We start from the raw sequence: 16975 nt of genomic DNA, 5'->3' as shown, positions 1-16975 counted from the left end.
GTTACACCGCCTCCTTCTCGACGGTATTTCGAAACTTGGCGATCGCCGCTTCGAGCTTCTCGCCTTCCTCCGCTATTGCCTGCCGCTGCTTCCTCGCCGTTCTGGACGTCGGCTCATACGTATTGAACACGCGATCCGTATCGATTACGGCGTCGACTAGGCGATCGATCCGGAGCCCCACCGTCTGCAATTCCGGAACCTCCGACGCCTGGAATTGGCGGCAGATATCCGCGATTTCCTTGCGCTCGTGCTTATACGTCCATTCGAACCGGTAGCGGCCGGGCTCCTTATCTTCGATGAGCCGGCTGATTATACCGGTAATGTCGGCCGCCCGATCGAGCAGGCGCCATTCTTCGTCGCTTACTTTCGGCATATTTCCGTCCCCTTTCGTAAAAGTAAAGAGCGCCCGTTTCCGGACGCCCTCTCGTTGGTTATTCGAACTCGTATTTGGAACCTTCGATATCCCGCCGGTGGATCAGTGCGCGAATGCGGTTCCGGTGCTTCACATAAGCTGCAGCGTCGTATTTGTCCTTCGTCGAAAGTGCCCGTTGGTACATATTCGCGAGTACTTCAAGATTCGGTCGGCACGACGAGATATCAATCCGCTGGGTCTCCCCGTCGACTTCGCGTTCCCAATACGGCGCCGAAATATTAACGTCCGCCGCCAAATTGACTACTTCCTCGTCTTGATCGATGAATGTGGTGATGCCGTCGTTATAGATTCTCATTTGTTCGTGTCTCCTTTAGGAAATTAAAAACGCCACTTTTTAAGAGGCGTTTTCAGTGTTTTGCGATTCGTATTGTCTTTTGATGGTCGCGTAAGAAGCGATGTCCTGAGGGGCGGATGTACGCTGTGCTTTCTCGTGAGCCTTTTGTACATCAGCTTCGGTTACCTCTCGCTTTGTCTCCTGGGCGTCGTGTGCTTCGAAATCCTTGGTTTCTAATCGCCGCTTAGCGATCGCCATATGTGCCAAATTTTCCGCGGTTGGATTTTTGGCGACATGCCGGCGCAACTCCTCTATTTCTGCATTGGTGAATTCAACCCCGCCGCGAGCGATTTCTTCAAGACGTTTCCTCGCTTCAATGCCGGATCGGTACGTACCGCCGTCCTTGATATTTTTATAAAAATCGTATCGGTCTTTAATAATTCGATACCGCAGCTCATCGTCCGGTTCACCGGACTTTGCCCTCTCCTCGTACATCCTAATCCCTTCATCGTTTGGCGCATCGAGGTACGGAGTATCTTCGCCGCTAAACAATTGACTCCGGGTTTCAAGGTACTCCTGTCTAGCAAGATGAAACTGTGCATGCTTCCTCGGGTCGCCACTGATACGCGCTTCTTCCTTCATCTTCTCGAGTTGGCTTGGAAGGTAGAACTTACTCACGCCTCCACACCGCCCCACTTGGCTAATAGCCCACTGTAGGAACCGATTGTGCCCTGTCGCTTAGCACGACGAAGCAGTCTCTTGTCCGCATCGGTAAACTGATAACCCTTTGTGTCCTTATGGCTTAACATTTGAAGGATGTCCTGAGGCACTTTCGCTTGCGATAATCCCCAAAGTGTCCCATCGGAAATGTAATGAATTTCTCGCTCGGTCGTGAAGTTGAACTTCACGTCAGCGAGCTTATATCGATACCCTTCACCGAGTTCATGAATTACGCCCATTCTTTCGCCATCTAACTTGTTTACGATTTCGTAATGGTCCAACAATGCATCCACAAACTCGGACTTTGCTTTCATCAGCCGTTCAAGCGCTGGGTCAACGAGTTCTTCCTTGTACCTCGGTACATACTCGTTATTCCAAGCATCCGCAACTTGTTGCTCCGTGACTTCCCTTTTGATAACGGAACTGTACATATCCCGTTCTTGGCGCCTTCTAGCGTACGCCTTTTCAGCGGCCTCGATCTTATCTTGTAAAGCATCAAGTTCCTTAGTGGCGTCCCGTCTTTCCGAAAAGGAATCTCGAAGCACTTTTTCGTACTCCGCTTTTAGCGCTTGTAATTCCTCCGTCGCAGACTCAACTCGGCGTTGCAGCTCTTGATGTTCCCGCTGCCTTTTCACTTTTTGATCTCTTAAACGATCGATAAAGTCAAATCTCATAACGTCCATCTCCCTCTAATTTCGTGACTAATTTCCGCAATGGCCGCAGCATCCACGACCGCCACTTCGGAAGCACCGGTTTCGGCTCCGCTGCCGGCGCCTCGATTCCGTACAACTCCCGAAGGATCTCCGATTCCTGCTCGATGACCCTCCGTGTGATCGACGTATCCGACTTATGCTTTATCGCGCCGGCGTATCCGGGCTTCGATAGCATCTCGCCGTATAATGCGGTGTCTGACGTCCACACGACGGGAGAAGCGATCGAGTATCGTTCCGCCAGTCGCCGGATGATAATCGTAGCCTCGACCGGCGTCTCGCACGGAAGGATTACGGTGTCGAGCAACTCGTCCGATCCATCGTAAAGTAAAGTGACGATAAACCGCTCGGCGCCGACATATTCGAAGTTTGCGATTACGATCGGTCTCATTCGTCGTCCGCCTTTGCTTCTCGTTCCAGTTTCCGTTGAAACTTTCGCGCCCAGGAATGTGCTACATCATTAGGCAGCGTCATCTTCTTACGTCGGCCCTTCCGCTTCAACTTGTCAGCTCGGAAATCCGCACTATTTCTGCGTGCCATACGTTCACTCCCCGCCGAAGATCAATGTGACGTTCTGAGCGACGGGTCCTCTATCGCCTTGAGCCGGGTCGAATTCGACCTGTTGACCCAATTCCAACACGATCCACCCATCGGCATTAACATCGCGGGCATGAACGAAGTAATCGCGACCGTCAGCCCCCGCGATGAATCCGTATCCGTTTTCGTTTTTCCACTTTCGAATGTAGCCTTTTTCCATCTCTGAATCCCCCGTAGAATGATTAATTTTCATCCGCGTGCCCGCCGGGCTGCTTGTATTTCGTTCTTCCTTTTTTGTCGACGAGGAGCCTTATTAGCTGACGCCATTTCCACTCGGATACGTGGTCGCTGAACTTGAACCACAAGAACCGCCCGTCTTCCGTAATCACTCGCGCGAGAACCTGCTTATTCCCGTCCGGATACTGACTGCCGGGCACGCAGAACATGACGTTCATTACTCCGCCTCACCTTCGGTTTTTTCATAAGGAAAAGCTCGAGATAGTTGCAGCGAGTTACTTCCGGCTCGTCCGGACGAAAATATCGACATCGCTTGTCGTCGACATCGGTCATCGCGAGGAATAACGCGCATTCCCTGCCCGGTTGCAAAAATTCACACCGGTCTTTCGCGTCTTCGGCGCTGTATTTGGCATTCATCGGTACACCTCCTCGTAAATCGTGCATATTCCGCCCGCTAACGCGCGTTATTTGCGGCGTTTTAGGCACGACAAAGATGCCCCGAAGGTGTTGGTGCCTTCCGCGCTTACGACCGCTGTATGCCCGTTAAAATCGTTGTTTTGCGTACATCTACCGATCGACGTTCACGCCGAGCAGATGCCGCGCTGATCGCTTTCTCTCCGACGGTACCCGATATTGCAGCGCATAGATCACGCCGTCCTTCGAATACTCCGCCATAATCCAAAAATCGGGATAGCTGCGCCGGATCTTCCGCATGACATCGGTGTCCTCCGTATACGCTGCGAGATACCTTTCGTTAAGGCGCCATAGACGGTTCATCGGCGGTCCTCCCAATACTGGACGAAAGCACCCGGTGTAACTTCGAAGTCCTCCGGCCACTCTCCCGCCTTGATCCCCGCCTGCAATACGAAATAGATCGCCCCGCGGACCTCCGGCTTCGTGACGCCATAATTCGTCGTCGGTGAATACGATTTACAAAACATCGTCGCCAACCGCTCTACCAGCGACCAATACTTCGCGGGCTCCAACTTTCCGATGTGCTTCGGATGGTTAGCGACAGTCGTTACGTACCGGATAATCGTCTGCAAGAACATTTCCGACTCGACCCCGTCGATCCAGTAAACCGTGAGTTTGAGCAGCCGCTTATTTTCCGCGTACTTGATATAGGTGAATCCGTCTTGATCGTGTGAAATCTCCAATCCTTTCTCGTCCCTACGCGAAGGTTGCCGTGCCCTTCGTCTTCGATTCTCGCCGGCGTGATGCCCAGGAATATCGGCTCCCGTCGCCGTTATAACGCTAGCTTGTTCGAATCTTTTGCGCGCGCGATCGCTTCGATAATTTCGTCGTCGACACCGAACGTCTGCGCGATTTTAATCCGCAGCTTCCTAGAAACCGCACGACGTCCGCTCTCGACCGCGTCGATGCACGACCGCGAAACGTTAAGCACCTCGGCAAATTCCGGTTGTGACATGTTTTTGCTGATCCGGATCGCCCTCACAGCGTCTCCGCTCATCCACGTTTCCCCCTTTTCGCGTTAAATTGCTACATAGTAACCGGAGGAAAAATCCCCCTCATATACCGTAAGGATGTCGCCGGCTAAAATCACCGAGCCTTGAATGCGAGATATTCGATTTTTTCCGGACTATAAGACCGCTCGTAGTTACTTGCACGACTCAGCATCGCCTTCTCGGAGATCCAAAACGGATACTCGAGCCACCAAATATACTGAATCGGTTTCTTCGCTTTCACCGTCGCACCACGTAGCCGCTGAATCCCTCGCTGCTTCGTCTTCCTGGCGGTCTTGCACGAATCGCCGCATACCTTCGCCATTGTTGCCTTCGTCTTATCCCGGAAAGGGAATCCGCATGTCGCACATCGCTTAATCCGCGGATCATTCGATGGATTTTCGAACAGCTCCCGGATAATCGGCGCTGCCTCTTCGCGAGTCAGACCGGCGACGAGAGTCTTCGCGTATTCAATCGCACCCTCTCCAGGGAACTCGTATTGATATGGTTTCATTCGAATAAGGATCTCCTTTGAATAAACGACGTCTACTCGATGTATTTGCGGAGTTTGTTCGCCAATCGCTGCCTAACTCGCGAGGCCTGCTTCCGGTCTCTTACGCCAATTGCATCCGCCATATCTTGAAGTGTGGCGTCAGGATCTTCGCATAAGAAATCGAATAGCATCCGCTCCTGATCGTTCAATGACGGCTCACCGGCTAATTCCGCGATGAGGATACTTGTGACCGCTTCGTCTTCGGCGCTGCGTCCGGTAGTCTGCGCTTCAACTTTCGCCGCGATTTCTTCGTCGTCCAGCGATAACGCCAAGTGGTTAATGCGATTCTTCTTCCGCAAAGCATCTCGGACTAGATCGCGGCCGGCGTTCCGGATGGAGATTCGAAGGTAATCGAAAAACGACTCCTGCTCGCCTTTATACCGCAGCGCTGTTTTCGCCACCGTTAACCGAAAATGGCTTTCAAAGTCGTCTTCGTATAGACGGTATTTACGGCACATGCGTGCCCATTTTCCCGCCTCACGCCTGACGAATGCGTCCGTTTGTCTTGACAGCTCATCGAAGTCATACCGAAAGGGGTTCGCTTCATTTTTGTCGTATCTTCCACGTACTCCCCAATAGTAGTGGTACCAGGCCCAGCCCACGTCCGTCCGCCGTTCGTCGAAATAGATACGCTTGGAGAGACGGTCCGCCGCTTCCTTCCCTCTCTTGCTTGGAATAATGGACATAGGGAGTCCTTTCGAAAACTTTTTTGAATTATTTTCGTTTTGCCTGCCACAAACACCCCAAAAAAAGCGTTATATAATACGTAAGAGTTTCGCGGGGCTCCATATATACACCGCCCTATATACCTCTTACACCGCGTCCCTTGGTGTATACTCCGACATATCCTTACGTAACTGAGTACTATCAACGAAGACAAAGATATTGAACCCCGGCCTCATTTTATTCTGAGCGACTTTGATAAGCTTTTGGCCGCGGTATATAAGCCAGCCCGCCATCCTTTGCGAATGTACTATGTAAGTCTGTGCGCTACCTTGTACCATGTCTTCGGCTCCTTTCGGCGGGTCTAATTTGCACAGCGCCGCCTCCCCGTTGGGACATCTACTCTGTTATGACGACCGTGAATCTACATTCGCACACTTTTCCGCCGATATTGTTATATACAAGGCCCGATTGGATTTTGTACACTTGGCCGCCGTATTTTTATAACGACGGCCGGTCGTTCGTTCCCCCTTCCGTTACTCTTCTCTCGTCAAATATTCTTCGAGCACCGATCTTGCAACACGGAGCTGTTTCCCCGCCTGTATCACCCGAAACTCACCGGATTTCATTAATCGGTAAGCGGAGTCTCGCCCGATACGGAATATCTCCCGGACGTGGTTTACGTCTAAAACGGGCGGATAGCCTTCGAGAATTGATTTCGGATCATTCGTACTCATGTTGTCGCCTTCCTCTCGTTGGGATAGGCGTATTCTGCTCATCTGATGGCGTGCGAAATTCCTGCGGAAACTCTACGCAAGCCTTACGCATCGTGGTTTTGACGCTATTGTATTATTCGGATGTACTATCCCGTTTGGCACACCGCACAAAAAAATTTCACCATTTTGGAACCCAACCGAAACCAATCGATTATACGAACGTATATTCCTATATAAACAAAAGGAAGGCGCTAACCGAGCTGCCTAAACTCGATTAACGCCACCGCGATGATACCGGCGGGCTGCCACTCGGATTGCCGTCCGTAAGAGTTTGAAATCTCTACCCGCCGTAAAGCTCGTCCGAAGTCCGCCAAAACTTCGGGATGTTGCCCGATGATACGCCGTTTGCCGCCGGTCGCACCACCGGATCGATCGGATAAAACGAATATAAGTCCGGGGCCGAACCGCCTCTCCGTCAATATCGCGTTGCAGCGCGACGAGACATCATCGAGGATCTAACGGAACATGAAACGAAAGATCCGGAATGGATCGCTGTACCGGATACGCAACGCCGCCACAAACAAACCATCCGAAGACATGGTCGTCGGGATCGCGCATCTCGCCGGTAAACGATCCGATGTATACGACCGGAGGAGTCCACGTCGGGCCAATCTTTTCCGCCCGGCGCCAGAACTCCGCGAGTGTCTCTTCGACAGCGTCGTCGTCAAATGTCAGTCCGGTTTCGTCGTCACCTTCGACGAAATAAGCGCGGCGCCGGTTGAACTTACGCGTGGTCATCGGTCGAACCTCCGGTACATCTCCGACTTGTAGCGCATGAGCCGATCGTGACGGTAAGGGTTCCGGCGCCCTTTTCGGCAGACATACTCGCGGGTCTTACGCGTGTAAAAGCGTATGCGATCGACGGAAGTTTTCATCGTAATGCCCCTCCGATCATAGCGCGTAGGAATTCGGCAGCGAGTTCGCCGAGGACTCGAGCGATAAGGCGACGGCGATTAAGCGCCGACGAGGACCGGTTCAGATTCGGGACGTACATCAACATTTCCGCTCACCCCTTTCGGTAAGACGAAGCCGATTTCCACGGCGACTTCGGCGGATACGTCCATGCAACCGAGGACAGTGCGCGGAGATATGCCGGTGATCTTGCGGAAGCGGGGCGGCTGCGTGACTAAGCGCTGATTGTAACCGATGAGGGATACGAGGAAGAGACCGTTGAATTGAGCGAATCGAATTTGCATGAATAACACCATCCTTAACGCATATAGTTTAACGTCTATCGTTTAACGTTATTCTATACGCCCTATCGTTAAACGTCAAGTAATTATTTCCACATGAATATCGCTTGTTGTATAATGTTTGTCAGGAGAGGTGTTGTCCAATGCCAAATATCCGCATTAAACTCGGGGAAATTATTGAGCAAAACGAAGGCAAAATCACGAAAAACGCACTCGCGCGCGAGGCGAAAGTGCGTCCGAATTTGATATACGATTTGTGCGACGATAAGACAAAGCGAATCGATCTCGAGACACTTGCTGTTATTATTGTGACTCTTAACGAATTAACCGGTAAAAACTACGGAGTCGGCGATATTCTGGAATATCAAAAAGAATAGCTCTCCAATATGGGGTGGATTTGTTGATAACCAAAAGACAGGCTATTGACATGGTCGGGTCTTACTTTCATGACGTTCAATCAGTTGAAGCCGCCGATCAGGCAATGAAAGACTCGTACCGATGGTTAAAGGACAATTATGATCAAATGGATGACGATGCAAAAAAATACGTTGACGATATGACGGAGAATCTATTAAACGGCGTATTAGAAAAGCTAAAGGTTTCACCTGATTCGCCGAACATTAGAAAGACCTATCGGGACATTCTAACCAGTAAAGGCGAACATGTATCCGCCCCACATCTCCTTCGTTCACTTGAGAATCCATTCGATGAAAAGAACGAATTCATCTCACTTTCTCAACAAATGATTTCAGACACAATACAGTACGCTGCCGACTTTTTGTTAGATATTGGTGAACGGCGATCCGCTAGTGAGAATAAATACGTGGTTCTTAGCTTATTTTACCATTGTATTGATGAGCTCCTTGCGGCACTCCATCTAGCCAAACACCATTACTACCTTCAAGCTAATGCCCATTTACGAACGGTTTTGGAGACTTTAGATAAAGTGGAGTTGTTTACGAAGTTCCCGGAAAAGATAAACATTTGGAAAAGCGGAACTCATTATGATAAAAACAAGCACCTTTCTCCTTCAAGCATTAGAAAACAATTAGGTAAACCGAACTTTGATCCGATATACGGTTTCTTAAGTGAACATGGGACTCATATGACATTCCAAGCTTTCCAAGCCAGGACGGGTATATTACGCGAAACAAATGGTAAGGTGCCAACTTTTAAGATTTTCGTTGGGGGCACTAGGTACGAACACTTGCAATTGTGGGGTTTTACCGGCATCATCATTGTTGCAAATTTGTTCTTAAGCAAAGTTTGCAAACTTGGTGACGGAGTTCTAAATGAGGTAGAAGCTCTCGATGCGCTCAAGGATATTTCCGAACGTGCATTACAATTCGTAACTACACACTTGATTGAATGGGCAAAAACAAACAGCTTGGACACTCAGGAACTTGACAACTTCCTAAAATCTATGGATATAGAAAAGCTATTTGAGGGTTGATCATCTTTGAGGAGGACTCATGAAGGCGCGGAAAAGATTAAGGAACGATCGTGACTTCCGGAAGGCTTCGATGTCGCTTACGGAAGTTACCGTCGTCCAGGATAACGAATACATCGGTCTCGGCCGGATATATTCATTCGATGATGCGACGGTGTTCTTTACGGACCAAACGTATTATGTGCGGAATGTATGCAAGTTTTATGCGGAGATATAGCTTCTGATAGGAGAAGAAAGACGCCATTATCCTAAACCTCTAGGACGTGGCGTCTTTCACTATTCGCCTTTTAACTTGAACTCCCCGGCGGAGTAGGTGCCGAGTTCGTAATTCTGAACCGTGACATGAACCGTTGCTTCTTCCCATTTTGGTGATCCGTCGAGTTTATTATTTGTATAATAATTACCGGCGGATTCAATAATCCCAAGTATCTTTCCTTTCAGTTCCCTATCCGTCGTCGTGTAACTTCCCTGACCACTATATGACAACGCCATAGTCGGTTGATTGCTTATGTCCATACTGATTCGAAAATCCCCGTTAGCATCTTCTAAGAAGAGGACCTTCTCCAAAACAAAGTCGTCGGTCACAATTCCTCCTTCCATGGTATGTGACAAGTTTAATAAACCAACATATTCGAGGAGCTTGCTGTTGTAGTCTTTAAGTACGTTCACGTCATTCCTCAATGCGAAGTTCTCTTGTTTCAGTGAGTCCAACGAGGAAAGTGTCGAGGAAACGGATAAAACTGCACCGATAAACGAAAGTCCCGCCAGAATAATCGCAATGATTGAAAGAACGCGTCCCCCTCCTTTTGAGTTCGCCTCCGGATGGTGGTACTCAAAATGCTCCGTTGATGGTGCTTCTTTTACTTCCCCCAATTCATTTGACATTCCGGTAATCATCTCCAATAATGTTAAAGGAATTTTTTACTAATAAATATTCTATTGCAACTCATGAAATCCCTTCCAAAGTCACAGATTTTCTCCGATCCCGACCAAAAGATCCAACATGAGCGGACTAAGCTGCACGAGGATGTACCCGATCGCTGCATTTTGAAGCATCTTCATCCCTTGTTCACGTCCGCCGCAGAGAATGAACAGGCAACCTCCCGCAATAATCACGCCAGCCACCGGATACGACAATGCGACGATAAGGTCGATGAGCGGATCGAATGCGTGCAGAATCTTCGATTTCACCGCATCCGGTACTGCCATCGCTGCGACAGCGTCAACGGGGGCGGAGAACGCGTACGCCTTAACCGGTTTGAATAGCGGCCAAAGCAGCGCCGCCGGTACGCCGAACTCGAGCAGCGGCTTCACCTTCGGATCATTCAGGCGCTTGCGGTCGATGACGGCGGCATTCTTCCCGATTGCGGCCGGCAATAGTTGCGACGTCGCAACATTCCGAAATACCTCCGTACGCACTCCGCCCTTTGCTCCGATCGTTACCGTTACCATGCGAATCCCTCCTTATCGGATTTCGTCCCAAAGATGAATCGTAACGTCGAGACCGTCGCACCATTCGGCGAGCTGCTTCCGGCGCGCTTCCGTTAACGTGATCCACACAAGCCGCGGAAAGTATCGGAGCTTCTCCTGGAACACGCCCGTCGCCTTCAAGCGTTTGTAGCGCTCGATTTTCTCTTTGTTCTTGCTCATGTGCTGCTTATGGTCGACCTCGAGGAAGTGGCGCCGCATCTCGTACATGAAATAACTATCGACGATGATATGCGATGTCCCTTCCCCGTCGGCCTTGATTCGCGCTTCGTTCTTCCAGTCCGCCGGCGCTCCGTAGTAGATGTACGCATCATTCCGCATGAGATAATGGCCGCATGTCGAAAGTTTGTTCCGGACGATTGCGCTATTCACCCGCTCGCGGCCGGATTTGTTCAGGTGGTATACGTTCTCTCCGGAGTCACTCCGAAATGACGATATGAACTCGCGCATCCCATCGAGCACCTTCCGTGCGTTCCGATCGCTTCGGAGGTCGTGAAGCCGCTGTAATTGGCTCCGGTTGGCGTAGTCGAGTTTAGCTAATGTCGAGAGTATAGCGTCGTGCCTCGCGATTTTCCTTCGTTGGCTCTCCAACATTCGGCGCCGTCTCCTCTCTCGCTTTGATTACGATGTGCGGCCGTATCGTCCGGTCGATGAACGCATTCTCGATATACGGCGTCTGGACGATGAGCTTCCGGTCCGTCCGGTAGATCGCGCGGCCCTTGATGAGCGGAAGCGACTCCGCCCCGGTTTCGTCGAGTACAACGCGGCTGGCGACGTCGGTCTCCAATCGGAAGCATACGCGCGCATTCGAATTCTGCTTCGCTTGCCGCGGTAACGTGTCGGCCGTCGGATATTGCGTGCAATAGATCAACCGGTACCCAAGTCCGCCGCCGATCCGCGCGATCTCCGCGACGATATGCTCGCATTGCGCTTTCTTCCGCTTCAACTCCGTATTCGTTTCACCGGCACTCGCCAGCTCCGCCCCTTCGTCGATTACGATGAAATGGCGTTGCTTCAAATTCGCCTCCGTGATATCTTCGTACCCTTTGGCGAGGAATTCCCGCTGACGCCGCTTTATCTCTTCGTGTACCTTCGTGAGTGCAGCGAGGCTCTCATCGACATCCTTCGCAACCGTCTCGACCTGGCGGAGATCCCGGAAACGGCTAAAGGCGAGCCCGCCCTTCAAATCGAGCAACGTGAACCGGGCATCCTTCGCCTTCGTTGTGACGAGCGTCGTTATGACGTTCTTCAGGAAGACGGATTTACCGTAACGCGTCGTGCCTGCGACGACCATGTGCGGAATTTGATCGAAGTCATGAAACACGGTTCCCTCTCGCGTCTCTCCGACGCATATAAGCCATCCTCCGGCCTTCCCGCACGCATCTATCGTCCTGTCGTCAAACGCGACGAGAGACGGCATAGGCGCCGCGTAGACTCGTATCCGAAGCGTACCGTCGTAATCCATCACGATCTCTTTCCGGTGCTTCTTACCGGCGAGCAACGTCTTTATCTGCGGTATGAGATCGCCACCGATCCGGATCGTCTTCAAATCATCGACGGTGAGATCGAGAATGCCGCGCTTATGATTCAACCCGTCCTCGAGATGCGCTTGCTTCGCCCGGACGTCGTCGAACGATAATCCGAGCGGGAGCCGGTAGACATATTCCATTCCGCCGGAGATCCGCCGCTTCTTCAGCAATTGAATCGTCCGAACCTTTCCGTCTTCCTTTACGTTGATTCCGCAATTGTTCGCGATTCGCTGAATCTTCGCCGAATCCGACACGCCTGCGCGATCCAAATACGTCCACGTTAACAGACCGCCGGCCGCTGTAAATCCGAAAATTTCGAGTATCAATCCGCCCCACCTCCTCGCCATCAAATCCGAACCAATGCCGCGCCACCGGCTCCGATGGATATCCGATAGGATAGTTGGTCCGCGGCGGAACCGAATCGTACGCGCCTTATTCCGCGCTGTGACTGCGTTTGGTACATTCCGCGGCACCGGATACATACGTCGCGATATCCGGTAATAGGCTGCGGTACTATTCGGAGACCCTTCGACCGAGTTCCGACGGTAGTTTCCGCGGTCGGTTCCGCCGGTCTTGATAAACGATATGGGGGACGGATTGTCCAAAATTACAAGTTTCGTTAACAAACTACGAATTAATTTTTGATAGTTTGTCCAGACTGAAAGATATAGGAGGGGATTCAGTTGTTCCCGTGGATGAAGGAAAGATCAAACTTAGGAAAGTTCTTAGATCGTAAGGGGATCTCTCAAGAGTGGCTCGTTAAGAGGACAGGCATTAGTAGAAACTCAATTTCGGACTTATGTGATGGGACCGTTGAGAACCCGCGATCTGTTACACGTTCAAAAATAATAAAAGCGCTCCGCGAGATTGATCCCCACGTAAGCGCCTCTGATTTTTGGTAAGTTAGATTCTTTTCTTCGCAAATTTATTTATCGGCGAATAACTATCGTGGCTCGCGCGCATTTCGGCCGTATCCATCTGAATGTAGCGGCGCATAGTTCGGATATCAGACCATCCGCCCATCTTCTGGATTGTAAACGGATCGGCGCCATTAAGGACCATACCCTTCGCCCATGTGTGACGGTATACGTGCGCGGTCATCTTCTTCCCGGAGACGCCAGCCTTCTCCCCGTAGTATTTCAACCGCTTATTGAAATGATTCGCTGAGACAGGTTCGCCATATGACGAGAGGAATAGCCGATCGGTACTGAAATGCTCCTTGTTCTCGCCGATGAGTTGCAACAACAGTTTCGAGGAATACGTCGAGATCGGTATCATCCGTGGCTTGCGATTCTTATTCCGTTCGCCAGGCAGCGTAATAAATCTCGTCTGAAAATCGATGTCGGCCGCCCGTAAACTTAACATTTCCGATACACGCATACCGGAGTCTAACATGAGGTTAATCGCCACGAAATCCCGGAATCCAACGAAGTCCCGTTGATTCGGTTGCGCCAATATCGCCTTTACCTCATCGTCCGTTAAGGCGTTTGTTAAATCGACGTCCTGGCGGATTAACTTAACGTTATCAAACGGATTCGACTCGATCATTTCGTCGCGTACCAATTGGTTAAATATCGCCTTTAAAGTACGGAGCCGAATATTCACAGTCGTATCCGATAATCCGACTCGTTGATTCTCCGCGTTGATATACTTATGTCCGTCGTACCTTACCGCATCATGGCGCATGTATGCGATGTGATCCCGAATAATCCCCGTGGTAATTTCGTCCACATGCCGGATCTCCGGATGTACCTCCGACAGCCATTTCGTGAAGTATCCGTAATGCTTCACGTAATCGACGAGGGAGCGATCCCGCAATCCCTCCGCCCTCTTCGCGCTTACCACGAAATCAACCGCTTGCCCAAACGTTAACTTCGGATATTCAACGTGGTTCGACCGTCCACTCACGCGACGTTCACGCTTTTTCAACGCCATAAAAAACGACCTCCATAACGGTATAGTTGCGTGCAACCACCGTCACGAAGGCCGTGATCCGCAATCCCTCAACGCCTATTTCGGGATTGTTATTGCGCATAACCACGATTGTTAATCCGCAAGTTTTTCGACACAATCCGCAATCATCCGATATAATTCATCGGTCGGCTGGCGGATGGTTTACGGATAGGTCATCGTGCATGTTACCGATAAAAAACGTTGATACTACGCCGAAGGTTTTCCGATTAGCACTCGCCAGGCACGCCCGCCTCTTCCTTCGTCCGGAAGCTCGAGCCGCAGCCGCACGTCGCGATCGCGTTCGGATTATTAATCGTGAACCCGCCGCCCATCGCCGACTCCTTGTAGTCGATCTGCAGGCCGCGCAAATACTTGACGCTGTCCTTCTCCATGACGACCTTCAAGCCGTTCAGCTCGAGCGTGTCGTCGGCTTCGGTCACCTCTTCGTCGATGCCCATGCCGTATGTGAATCCGCTGCAGCCGCCCGTCTTCACGCCTAAGCGCAAATACGCGTCCGTCATTCCGTCCGCAGCCATCAATTGCTTGATCTTCTCCGAAGCCAATTCGGAAATGTCGATCATTGGAAAGCACCTCCTTCCTTATAGTATACAACTCCGAACCCGAGCGCTCAAGGGAAGTACAAATTTGTGAAAAATGTCACATATTAATCCCGTTTCCCGCTTCTCGATATTGCCGGGTCGTATCAACAGGTTTATAATAGATTGAGCTTTGCTAGAGTGCGGACATAAGGAGGAATCAACCCATGAGCACGCTCGTTGCGGGTATGGACAAGCGCATGGCCGCGATCGCGGAGAAAGTGCAGAACGGCGTACGGCTGTCCATCGAGGACGGCCTCTACTTATATGAAACGAACGACATATTGACCTTAGGTCAACTGGCGAATCAGGTCAACCAGCGCAAGAACGGCAACAAGGTGTATTTCATCGAAAACATGACTCTCTACTTCACCAACGTGTGCGAAGCGCATTGCGCGTTCTGCAACTATCGCCGCGACCCCGGCGAGGACGGGGCCTTCACGCTCTCGCCGGAGGAAGTGATCGCCTTCGCGGAACAGCACTACCACCCGGGCGTTCGCGAGTTCCACATTACCGGCGGCCATAACAACACGGTACCGTTCCAGTATTACGTCGATTCCGTGCGCGCGCTCAAAGCCCGCTTCCCGGACGTGACGGTGAAGGCGTACACCGGGGCGGAGATCGAGTTCTTCTCGAGACTGAGCGGCATGAGCTTCACGGACGTGCTCCTGACGCTGAAGGAAGCGGGCCTCGGCACGCTGACGGGCGGCGGCGCGGAAATTTTATCCGAGCGCTATCGCAAGAAGATGTCCGTCGACAAGGCGACGACCGACCAGTGGCTCGAGGTGCACCGCTCCGCGCACAAGATCGGCATGAAGACGCACGCCACGATGCTGTACGGCTCGATCGAGACGATCGAAGAGCGGATGCAGCATATGGCGTATCTGCGCGAGCTGCAGGACGAGACGAACGGCTTTATGGTGTTCATCCCGCTTGCGGTGCAGCCGAAGTCGCGCAGCGCCGGTATCAAGCGTCGCACGTCCGCGTTCGAGGATATGCGCATGATCGCGATTTCGCGTCTCATGCTCGACAACTTCCCGCATATCAAGGCGTATTTCATTAACATCGGTACGCAGCTGACCCAGATGGCGCTCACGTTCGGCGCTTCCGACGTGCACGGCACGCTCGTGAAGGAACGCATCAGCCACGCCGCGGGCGCGACGTCCGCCGAAGGCCTTACCCGCGAAGAGCTCGTCTGGCTCATCCAAGGCGCCGGCCGTACGGCCGTGGAACGGGATACGTTTTACAACGAAATCAAAGTGTATTAATCCGGGTATCGTCGAAAACTATAGATATTCAAGTGTCCGCGTTACGGTCAAGAAAGGAACCCATTCATGCGAAATATCGTTATTCTCGGCGGAGGCTACGGCGGATTCACCGTCGCCTCCGAATTGCTGCAGGACCGTCTCCCGGACGATTGCCGCCTGACGTTGATCGACCGCATGCCCTTCCAAGGGTTGAAGACGGAATATTACGCCCTCGCGGCGGGAACCGTCTCGGATCTCGCGCTTCGCGTCGCCTTCCCCGTCGATCCCCGCCTCTTGATGAAGTACGGCGAAGTGCTCGCCGTCGATCTCGAAGCGAAACGCGTATTGATGGAGAACGACGACCCGATCGAATACGATCTCTTGGTCATCGCCCTCGGCTGCGTCGATAAGTATCACGGCATCCCCGGCGCGGAGCAGTTCTCGTGCAGCATTCAGACGTTCTCGTCGAGCCGGAGAACGTATCAACAGATCAATGACGTGAAGCCGTACGGCCAAGTGTCGATCGTCGGCGGGGGCCTCAGCGGCGTCGAAGTCGCGGCCGAGCTGCGGGAAAGCCGCCCGGATCTGAACATCCGCATCCTCGACCGCGGACCGAGCGTGCTGTCGGCGTTCCCCGGCAAGGCGCAGGACTACGTCCGTTCCTGGTTCCTCGAGCACGACGTGGAGATGCGGGGCCATGTAGCCATCTCTCGCCTCGAGCAAGGCGTCCTCTACGACCGGGACGCCGTCATCGAGACGGACGTTACCGTATGGACCGCCGGCATCCAGCCGAGTCCGATCGTGCAGCGGCTGCCGGGCGCCAAGGATAACATCGGGCGTATGCTGCTGACCGAGCATTATTATTTGCCCGAAGACGACAGCGTGTTCGTCGTCGGCGATTGCGCGAGCCTGCCGTTCGCGCCGAGCGGACAAGCCGCGGAAGCGCAAGGCAAGCAGGTAGCCGAGATTATCCATGCCCGCCTGCGCGGGGAAGGAAACGTACGGCTGAAGCAGATCAAGCTGAAGGGCGTTCTCGGCTCGCTCGGCAAGAAGGCCGGCTTCGGCGTCATGGGCCGCACGACGTTGATGGGCCGCGTGCCGCGCCTCCTGAAGAGCGGCGTGCTCTGGATGTCCAAGGTGCATATCGGGTAAA

General features: G+C 52.1%; 27 protein-coding genes. 5 read left to right on the top strand and 22 right to left on the bottom strand.

Annotated features, from left to right (window positions below; translation table 11 throughout):
- Position 1 precedes the first annotated feature (1 nt).
- From FE782_RS03745 to FE782_RS03675, 16 genes are all read right to left on the bottom strand, one after another.
- On the bottom strand, positions 2-373 hold the full coding sequence (locus FE782_RS03745) for a hypothetical protein (RefSeq protein ID WP_138192646.1): 372 nt from the start codon (positions 371-373) through the stop codon (positions 2-4).
- 58 nt (positions 374-431) lie between these two features.
- Entirely contained in the window at positions 432-728 is a 297-nt protein-coding gene (locus FE782_RS03740; RefSeq protein WP_138192644.1) for a hypothetical protein, read from the bottom strand.
- A gap of 39 nt (positions 729-767) precedes the next feature.
- Positions 768-1385 (bottom strand): hypothetical protein, encoded by a 618-nt coding sequence (locus FE782_RS03735; protein ID WP_138192642.1) that lies wholly within the window; start codon positions 1383-1385, stop codon positions 768-770.
- Positions 1382-2101: a hypothetical protein gene (locus FE782_RS03730; RefSeq protein WP_138192640.1), complete on the bottom strand. Its 720-nt coding sequence runs from the start codon at positions 2099-2101 to the stop codon at positions 1382-1384. The genes FE782_RS03735 and FE782_RS03730 overlap by 4 nt, the downstream gene beginning before the upstream one ends.
- Positions 2091-2528, bottom strand: a complete 438-nt coding sequence (locus tag FE782_RS03725) for a hypothetical protein (RefSeq protein WP_138192638.1) — start codon at positions 2526-2528, stop codon at positions 2091-2093. Before FE782_RS03725 ends, FE782_RS03730 begins: the two co-directional genes overlap by 11 nt.
- Before the next feature lie 153 nt (positions 2529-2681).
- Complete coding sequence (locus FE782_RS03720) at positions 2682-2894, bottom strand: cold-shock protein (RefSeq protein WP_138192637.1); 213 nt, start codon at positions 2892-2894, stop codon at positions 2682-2684.
- 185 nt (positions 2895-3079) lie between these two features.
- On the bottom strand, positions 3080-3328 hold the full coding sequence (locus tag FE782_RS03715; RefSeq protein WP_138192635.1) for a hypothetical protein: 249 nt from the start codon (positions 3326-3328) through the stop codon (positions 3080-3082).
- Positions 3329-3478: 150 nt separating this feature from the next.
- Positions 3479-3688, bottom strand: coding sequence for a hypothetical protein (locus FE782_RS03710; protein WP_138192633.1), 210 nt, complete (start codon positions 3686-3688; stop codon positions 3479-3481).
- Complete coding sequence (locus tag FE782_RS03705; RefSeq protein WP_138192632.1) at positions 3685-4068, bottom strand: hypothetical protein; 384 nt, start codon at positions 4066-4068, stop codon at positions 3685-3687. The genes FE782_RS03710 and FE782_RS03705 overlap by 4 nt, the downstream gene beginning before the upstream one ends.
- A gap of 89 nt (positions 4069-4157) precedes the next feature.
- The gene (locus tag FE782_RS03700; protein WP_138192630.1) at positions 4158-4382 is read right to left on the bottom strand and encodes a helix-turn-helix transcriptional regulator; all 225 of its coding nucleotides are present in this window, start codon (positions 4380-4382) and stop codon (positions 4158-4160) included.
- Positions 4383-4471: 89 nt separating this feature from the next.
- Positions 4472-4888 (bottom strand): hypothetical protein, encoded by a 417-nt coding sequence (locus FE782_RS03695; RefSeq protein WP_138192628.1) that lies wholly within the window; start codon positions 4886-4888, stop codon positions 4472-4474.
- 32 nt (positions 4889-4920) lie between these two features.
- A complete protein-coding gene (locus FE782_RS03690; protein ID WP_138192626.1) occupies positions 4921-5613 on the bottom strand; it encodes a hypothetical protein in 693 nt (230 codons plus the stop codon).
- Between the two features lie 126 nt (positions 5614-5739).
- Positions 5740-5931 carry a DUF5659 domain-containing protein gene (locus FE782_RS33255; RefSeq protein ID WP_369127150.1) on the bottom strand — a complete coding sequence of 64 codons (192 nt, stop codon included), beginning with the start codon at positions 5929-5931 and terminating at the stop codon, positions 5740-5742.
- A 195-nt stretch (positions 5932-6126) separates the two neighbouring features.
- Complete coding sequence (locus FE782_RS03685) at positions 6127-6327, bottom strand: helix-turn-helix domain-containing protein (protein WP_138192625.1); 201 nt, start codon at positions 6325-6327, stop codon at positions 6127-6129.
- Positions 6328-6810: 483 nt separating this feature from the next.
- Positions 6811-7104: a hypothetical protein gene (locus tag FE782_RS03680; RefSeq protein ID WP_138192623.1), complete on the bottom strand. Its 294-nt coding sequence runs from the start codon at positions 7102-7104 to the stop codon at positions 6811-6813.
- Between the two features lie 215 nt (positions 7105-7319).
- Entirely contained in the window at positions 7320-7562 is a 243-nt protein-coding gene (locus FE782_RS03675; RefSeq protein ID WP_138192621.1) for a hypothetical protein, read from the bottom strand.
- A 140-nt stretch (positions 7563-7702) separates the two neighbouring features.
- Here FE782_RS03675 and FE782_RS03670 point away from each other — a divergent pair, with 140 nt between their 5' ends.
- Positions 7703-7936 carry a helix-turn-helix domain-containing protein gene (locus FE782_RS03670; RefSeq protein WP_138192619.1) on the top strand — a complete coding sequence of 78 codons (234 nt, stop codon included), beginning with the start codon at positions 7703-7705 and terminating at the stop codon, positions 7934-7936.
- 23 nt (positions 7937-7959) lie between these two features.
- Positions 7960-9012, top strand: coding sequence for a hypothetical protein (locus FE782_RS03665; protein ID WP_138192617.1), 1053 nt, complete (start codon positions 7960-7962; stop codon positions 9010-9012).
- A 273-nt stretch (positions 9013-9285) separates the two neighbouring features.
- On the opposite strand, the gene FE782_RS03660 is transcribed toward FE782_RS03665, so the two are convergent.
- From FE782_RS03660 to FE782_RS03645, 4 genes are all read right to left on the bottom strand, one after another.
- Positions 9286-9894, bottom strand: coding sequence for a hypothetical protein (locus FE782_RS03660; protein WP_138192616.1), 609 nt, complete (start codon positions 9892-9894; stop codon positions 9286-9288).
- A gap of 81 nt (positions 9895-9975) precedes the next feature.
- Complete coding sequence (locus FE782_RS03655; protein WP_138192614.1) at positions 9976-10461, bottom strand: hypothetical protein; 486 nt, start codon at positions 10459-10461, stop codon at positions 9976-9978.
- Between the two features lie 12 nt (positions 10462-10473).
- The gene (locus FE782_RS03650; protein WP_138192612.1) at positions 10474-11091 is read right to left on the bottom strand and encodes a replication-relaxation family protein; all 618 of its coding nucleotides are present in this window, start codon (positions 11089-11091) and stop codon (positions 10474-10476) included.
- Positions 11030-12352, bottom strand: a complete 1323-nt coding sequence (locus tag FE782_RS03645; protein WP_138192610.1) for an FtsK/SpoIIIE domain-containing protein — start codon at positions 12350-12352, stop codon at positions 11030-11032. The genes FE782_RS03650 and FE782_RS03645 overlap by 62 nt, the downstream gene beginning before the upstream one ends.
- 369 nt (positions 12353-12721) lie before the next feature.
- Between FE782_RS03645 and FE782_RS33250 the strand changes: the two genes are divergently transcribed.
- A complete protein-coding gene (locus FE782_RS33250) occupies positions 12722-12928 on the top strand; it encodes a helix-turn-helix domain-containing protein (RefSeq protein WP_369127152.1) in 207 nt (68 codons plus the stop codon).
- A 1-nt stretch (position 12929) separates the two neighbouring features.
- On the opposite strand, the gene FE782_RS03635 is transcribed toward FE782_RS33250, so the two are convergent.
- Both FE782_RS03635 and FE782_RS03630 read right to left on the bottom strand, forming a co-directional pair.
- Positions 12930-13961: a tyrosine-type recombinase/integrase gene (locus tag FE782_RS03635; RefSeq protein ID WP_138192606.1), complete on the bottom strand. Its 1032-nt coding sequence runs from the start codon at positions 13959-13961 to the stop codon at positions 12930-12932.
- A gap of 245 nt (positions 13962-14206) precedes the next feature.
- Entirely contained in the window at positions 14207-14560 is a 354-nt protein-coding gene (locus tag FE782_RS03630; protein ID WP_138192604.1) for a HesB/IscA family protein, read from the bottom strand.
- A 182-nt stretch (positions 14561-14742) separates the two neighbouring features.
- On the opposite strand from FE782_RS03630, the gene mqnE reads away from it, so the two are divergent.
- Both mqnE and FE782_RS03620 read left to right on the top strand, forming a co-directional pair.
- Positions 14743-15843 (top strand): aminofutalosine synthase MqnE, encoded by a 1101-nt coding sequence (gene mqnE / locus FE782_RS03625; RefSeq protein ID WP_138192602.1) that lies wholly within the window; start codon positions 14743-14745, stop codon positions 15841-15843.
- Between the two features lie 66 nt (positions 15844-15909).
- Entirely contained in the window at positions 15910-16974 is a 1065-nt protein-coding gene (locus FE782_RS03620) for an NAD(P)/FAD-dependent oxidoreductase (protein ID WP_138192601.1), read from the top strand.
- Position 16975 lies beyond the last annotated feature (1 nt).

It is taken from the genome of Paenibacillus antri (assembly GCF_005765165.1).
Classification (GTDB): domain Bacteria; phylum Bacillota; class Bacilli; order Paenibacillales; family YIM-B00363; genus Paenibacillus_AE; species Paenibacillus_AE antri.
This window is presented reverse-complemented; position numbering and strand designations above follow the sequence as displayed.

Excerpts from the sequence above, each read along its gene's own strand:
- FE782_RS03700 (WP_138192630.1), bottom strand. The coding sequence starts at position 4,382 with ATGAGCGGAGACGCTGTGAGGGCGATCCGGATCAGCAAAAACATGTCA.
- FE782_RS03635 (WP_138192606.1), bottom strand. The coding sequence starts at position 13,961 with ATGGCGTTGAAAAAGCGTGAACGTCGCGTGAGTGGACGGTCGAACCAC.
- FE782_RS03710 (WP_138192633.1), bottom strand. The coding sequence starts at position 3,688 with ATGAACCGTCTATGGCGCCTTAACGAAAGGTATCTCGCAGCGTATACG.
- FE782_RS03715 (WP_138192635.1), bottom strand. The coding sequence starts at position 3,328 with ATGAATGCCAAATACAGCGCCGAAGACGCGAAAGACCGGTGTGAATTT.
- FE782_RS03740 (WP_138192644.1), bottom strand. The coding sequence starts at position 728 with ATGAGAATCTATAACGACGGCATCACCACATTCATCGATCAAGACGAG.
- FE782_RS03730 (WP_138192640.1), bottom strand. The coding sequence starts at position 2,101 with ATGAGATTTGACTTTATCGATCGTTTAAGAGATCAAAAAGTGAAAAGG.
- mqnE (WP_138192602.1), top strand. The coding sequence starts at position 14,743 with ATGAGCACGCTCGTTGCGGGTATGGACAAGCGCATGGCCGCGATCGCG.
- FE782_RS03690 (WP_138192626.1), bottom strand. The coding sequence starts at position 5,613 with ATGTCCATTATTCCAAGCAAGAGAGGGAAGGAAGCGGCGGACCGTCTC.
- FE782_RS03680 (WP_138192623.1), bottom strand. The coding sequence starts at position 7,104 with ATGACCACGCGTAAGTTCAACCGGCGCCGCGCTTATTTCGTCGAAGGT.
- FE782_RS03685 (WP_138192625.1), bottom strand. The coding sequence starts at position 6,327 with ATGAGTACGAATGATCCGAAATCAATTCTCGAAGGCTATCCGCCCGTT.
- FE782_RS03745 (WP_138192646.1), bottom strand. The coding sequence starts at position 373 with ATGCCGAAAGTAAGCGACGAAGAATGGCGCCTGCTCGATCGGGCGGCC.
- FE782_RS03695 (WP_138192628.1), bottom strand. The coding sequence starts at position 4,888 with ATGAAACCATATCAATACGAGTTCCCTGGAGAGGGTGCGATTGAATAC.
- FE782_RS03725 (WP_138192638.1), bottom strand. The coding sequence starts at position 2,528 with ATGAGACCGATCGTAATCGCAAACTTCGAATATGTCGGCGCCGAGCGG.
- FE782_RS03620 (WP_138192601.1), top strand. The coding sequence starts at position 15,910 with ATGCGAAATATCGTTATTCTCGGCGGAGGCTACGGCGGATTCACCGTC.
- FE782_RS03630 (WP_138192604.1), bottom strand. The coding sequence starts at position 14,560 with ATGATCGACATTTCCGAATTGGCTTCGGAGAAGATCAAGCAATTGATG.
- FE782_RS03670 (WP_138192619.1), top strand. The coding sequence starts at position 7,703 with ATGCCAAATATCCGCATTAAACTCGGGGAAATTATTGAGCAAAACGAA.
- FE782_RS03675 (WP_138192621.1), bottom strand. The coding sequence starts at position 7,562 with ATGCAAATTCGATTCGCTCAATTCAACGGTCTCTTCCTCGTATCCCTC.
- FE782_RS33250 (WP_369127152.1), top strand. The coding sequence starts at position 12,722 with ATGAAGGAAAGATCAAACTTAGGAAAGTTCTTAGATCGTAAGGGGATC.
- FE782_RS03655 (WP_138192614.1), bottom strand. The coding sequence starts at position 10,461 with ATGGTAACGGTAACGATCGGAGCAAAGGGCGGAGTGCGTACGGAGGTA.
- FE782_RS03650 (WP_138192612.1), bottom strand. The coding sequence starts at position 11,091 with ATGTTGGAGAGCCAACGAAGGAAAATCGCGAGGCACGACGCTATACTC.
- FE782_RS03720 (WP_138192637.1), bottom strand. The coding sequence starts at position 2,894 with ATGGAAAAAGGCTACATTCGAAAGTGGAAAAACGAAAACGGATACGGA.
- FE782_RS03660 (WP_138192616.1), bottom strand. The coding sequence starts at position 9,894 with ATGTCAAATGAATTGGGGGAAGTAAAAGAAGCACCATCAACGGAGCAT.
- FE782_RS33255 (WP_369127150.1), bottom strand. The coding sequence starts at position 5,931 with ATGGTACAAGGTAGCGCACAGACTTACATAGTACATTCGCAAAGGATG.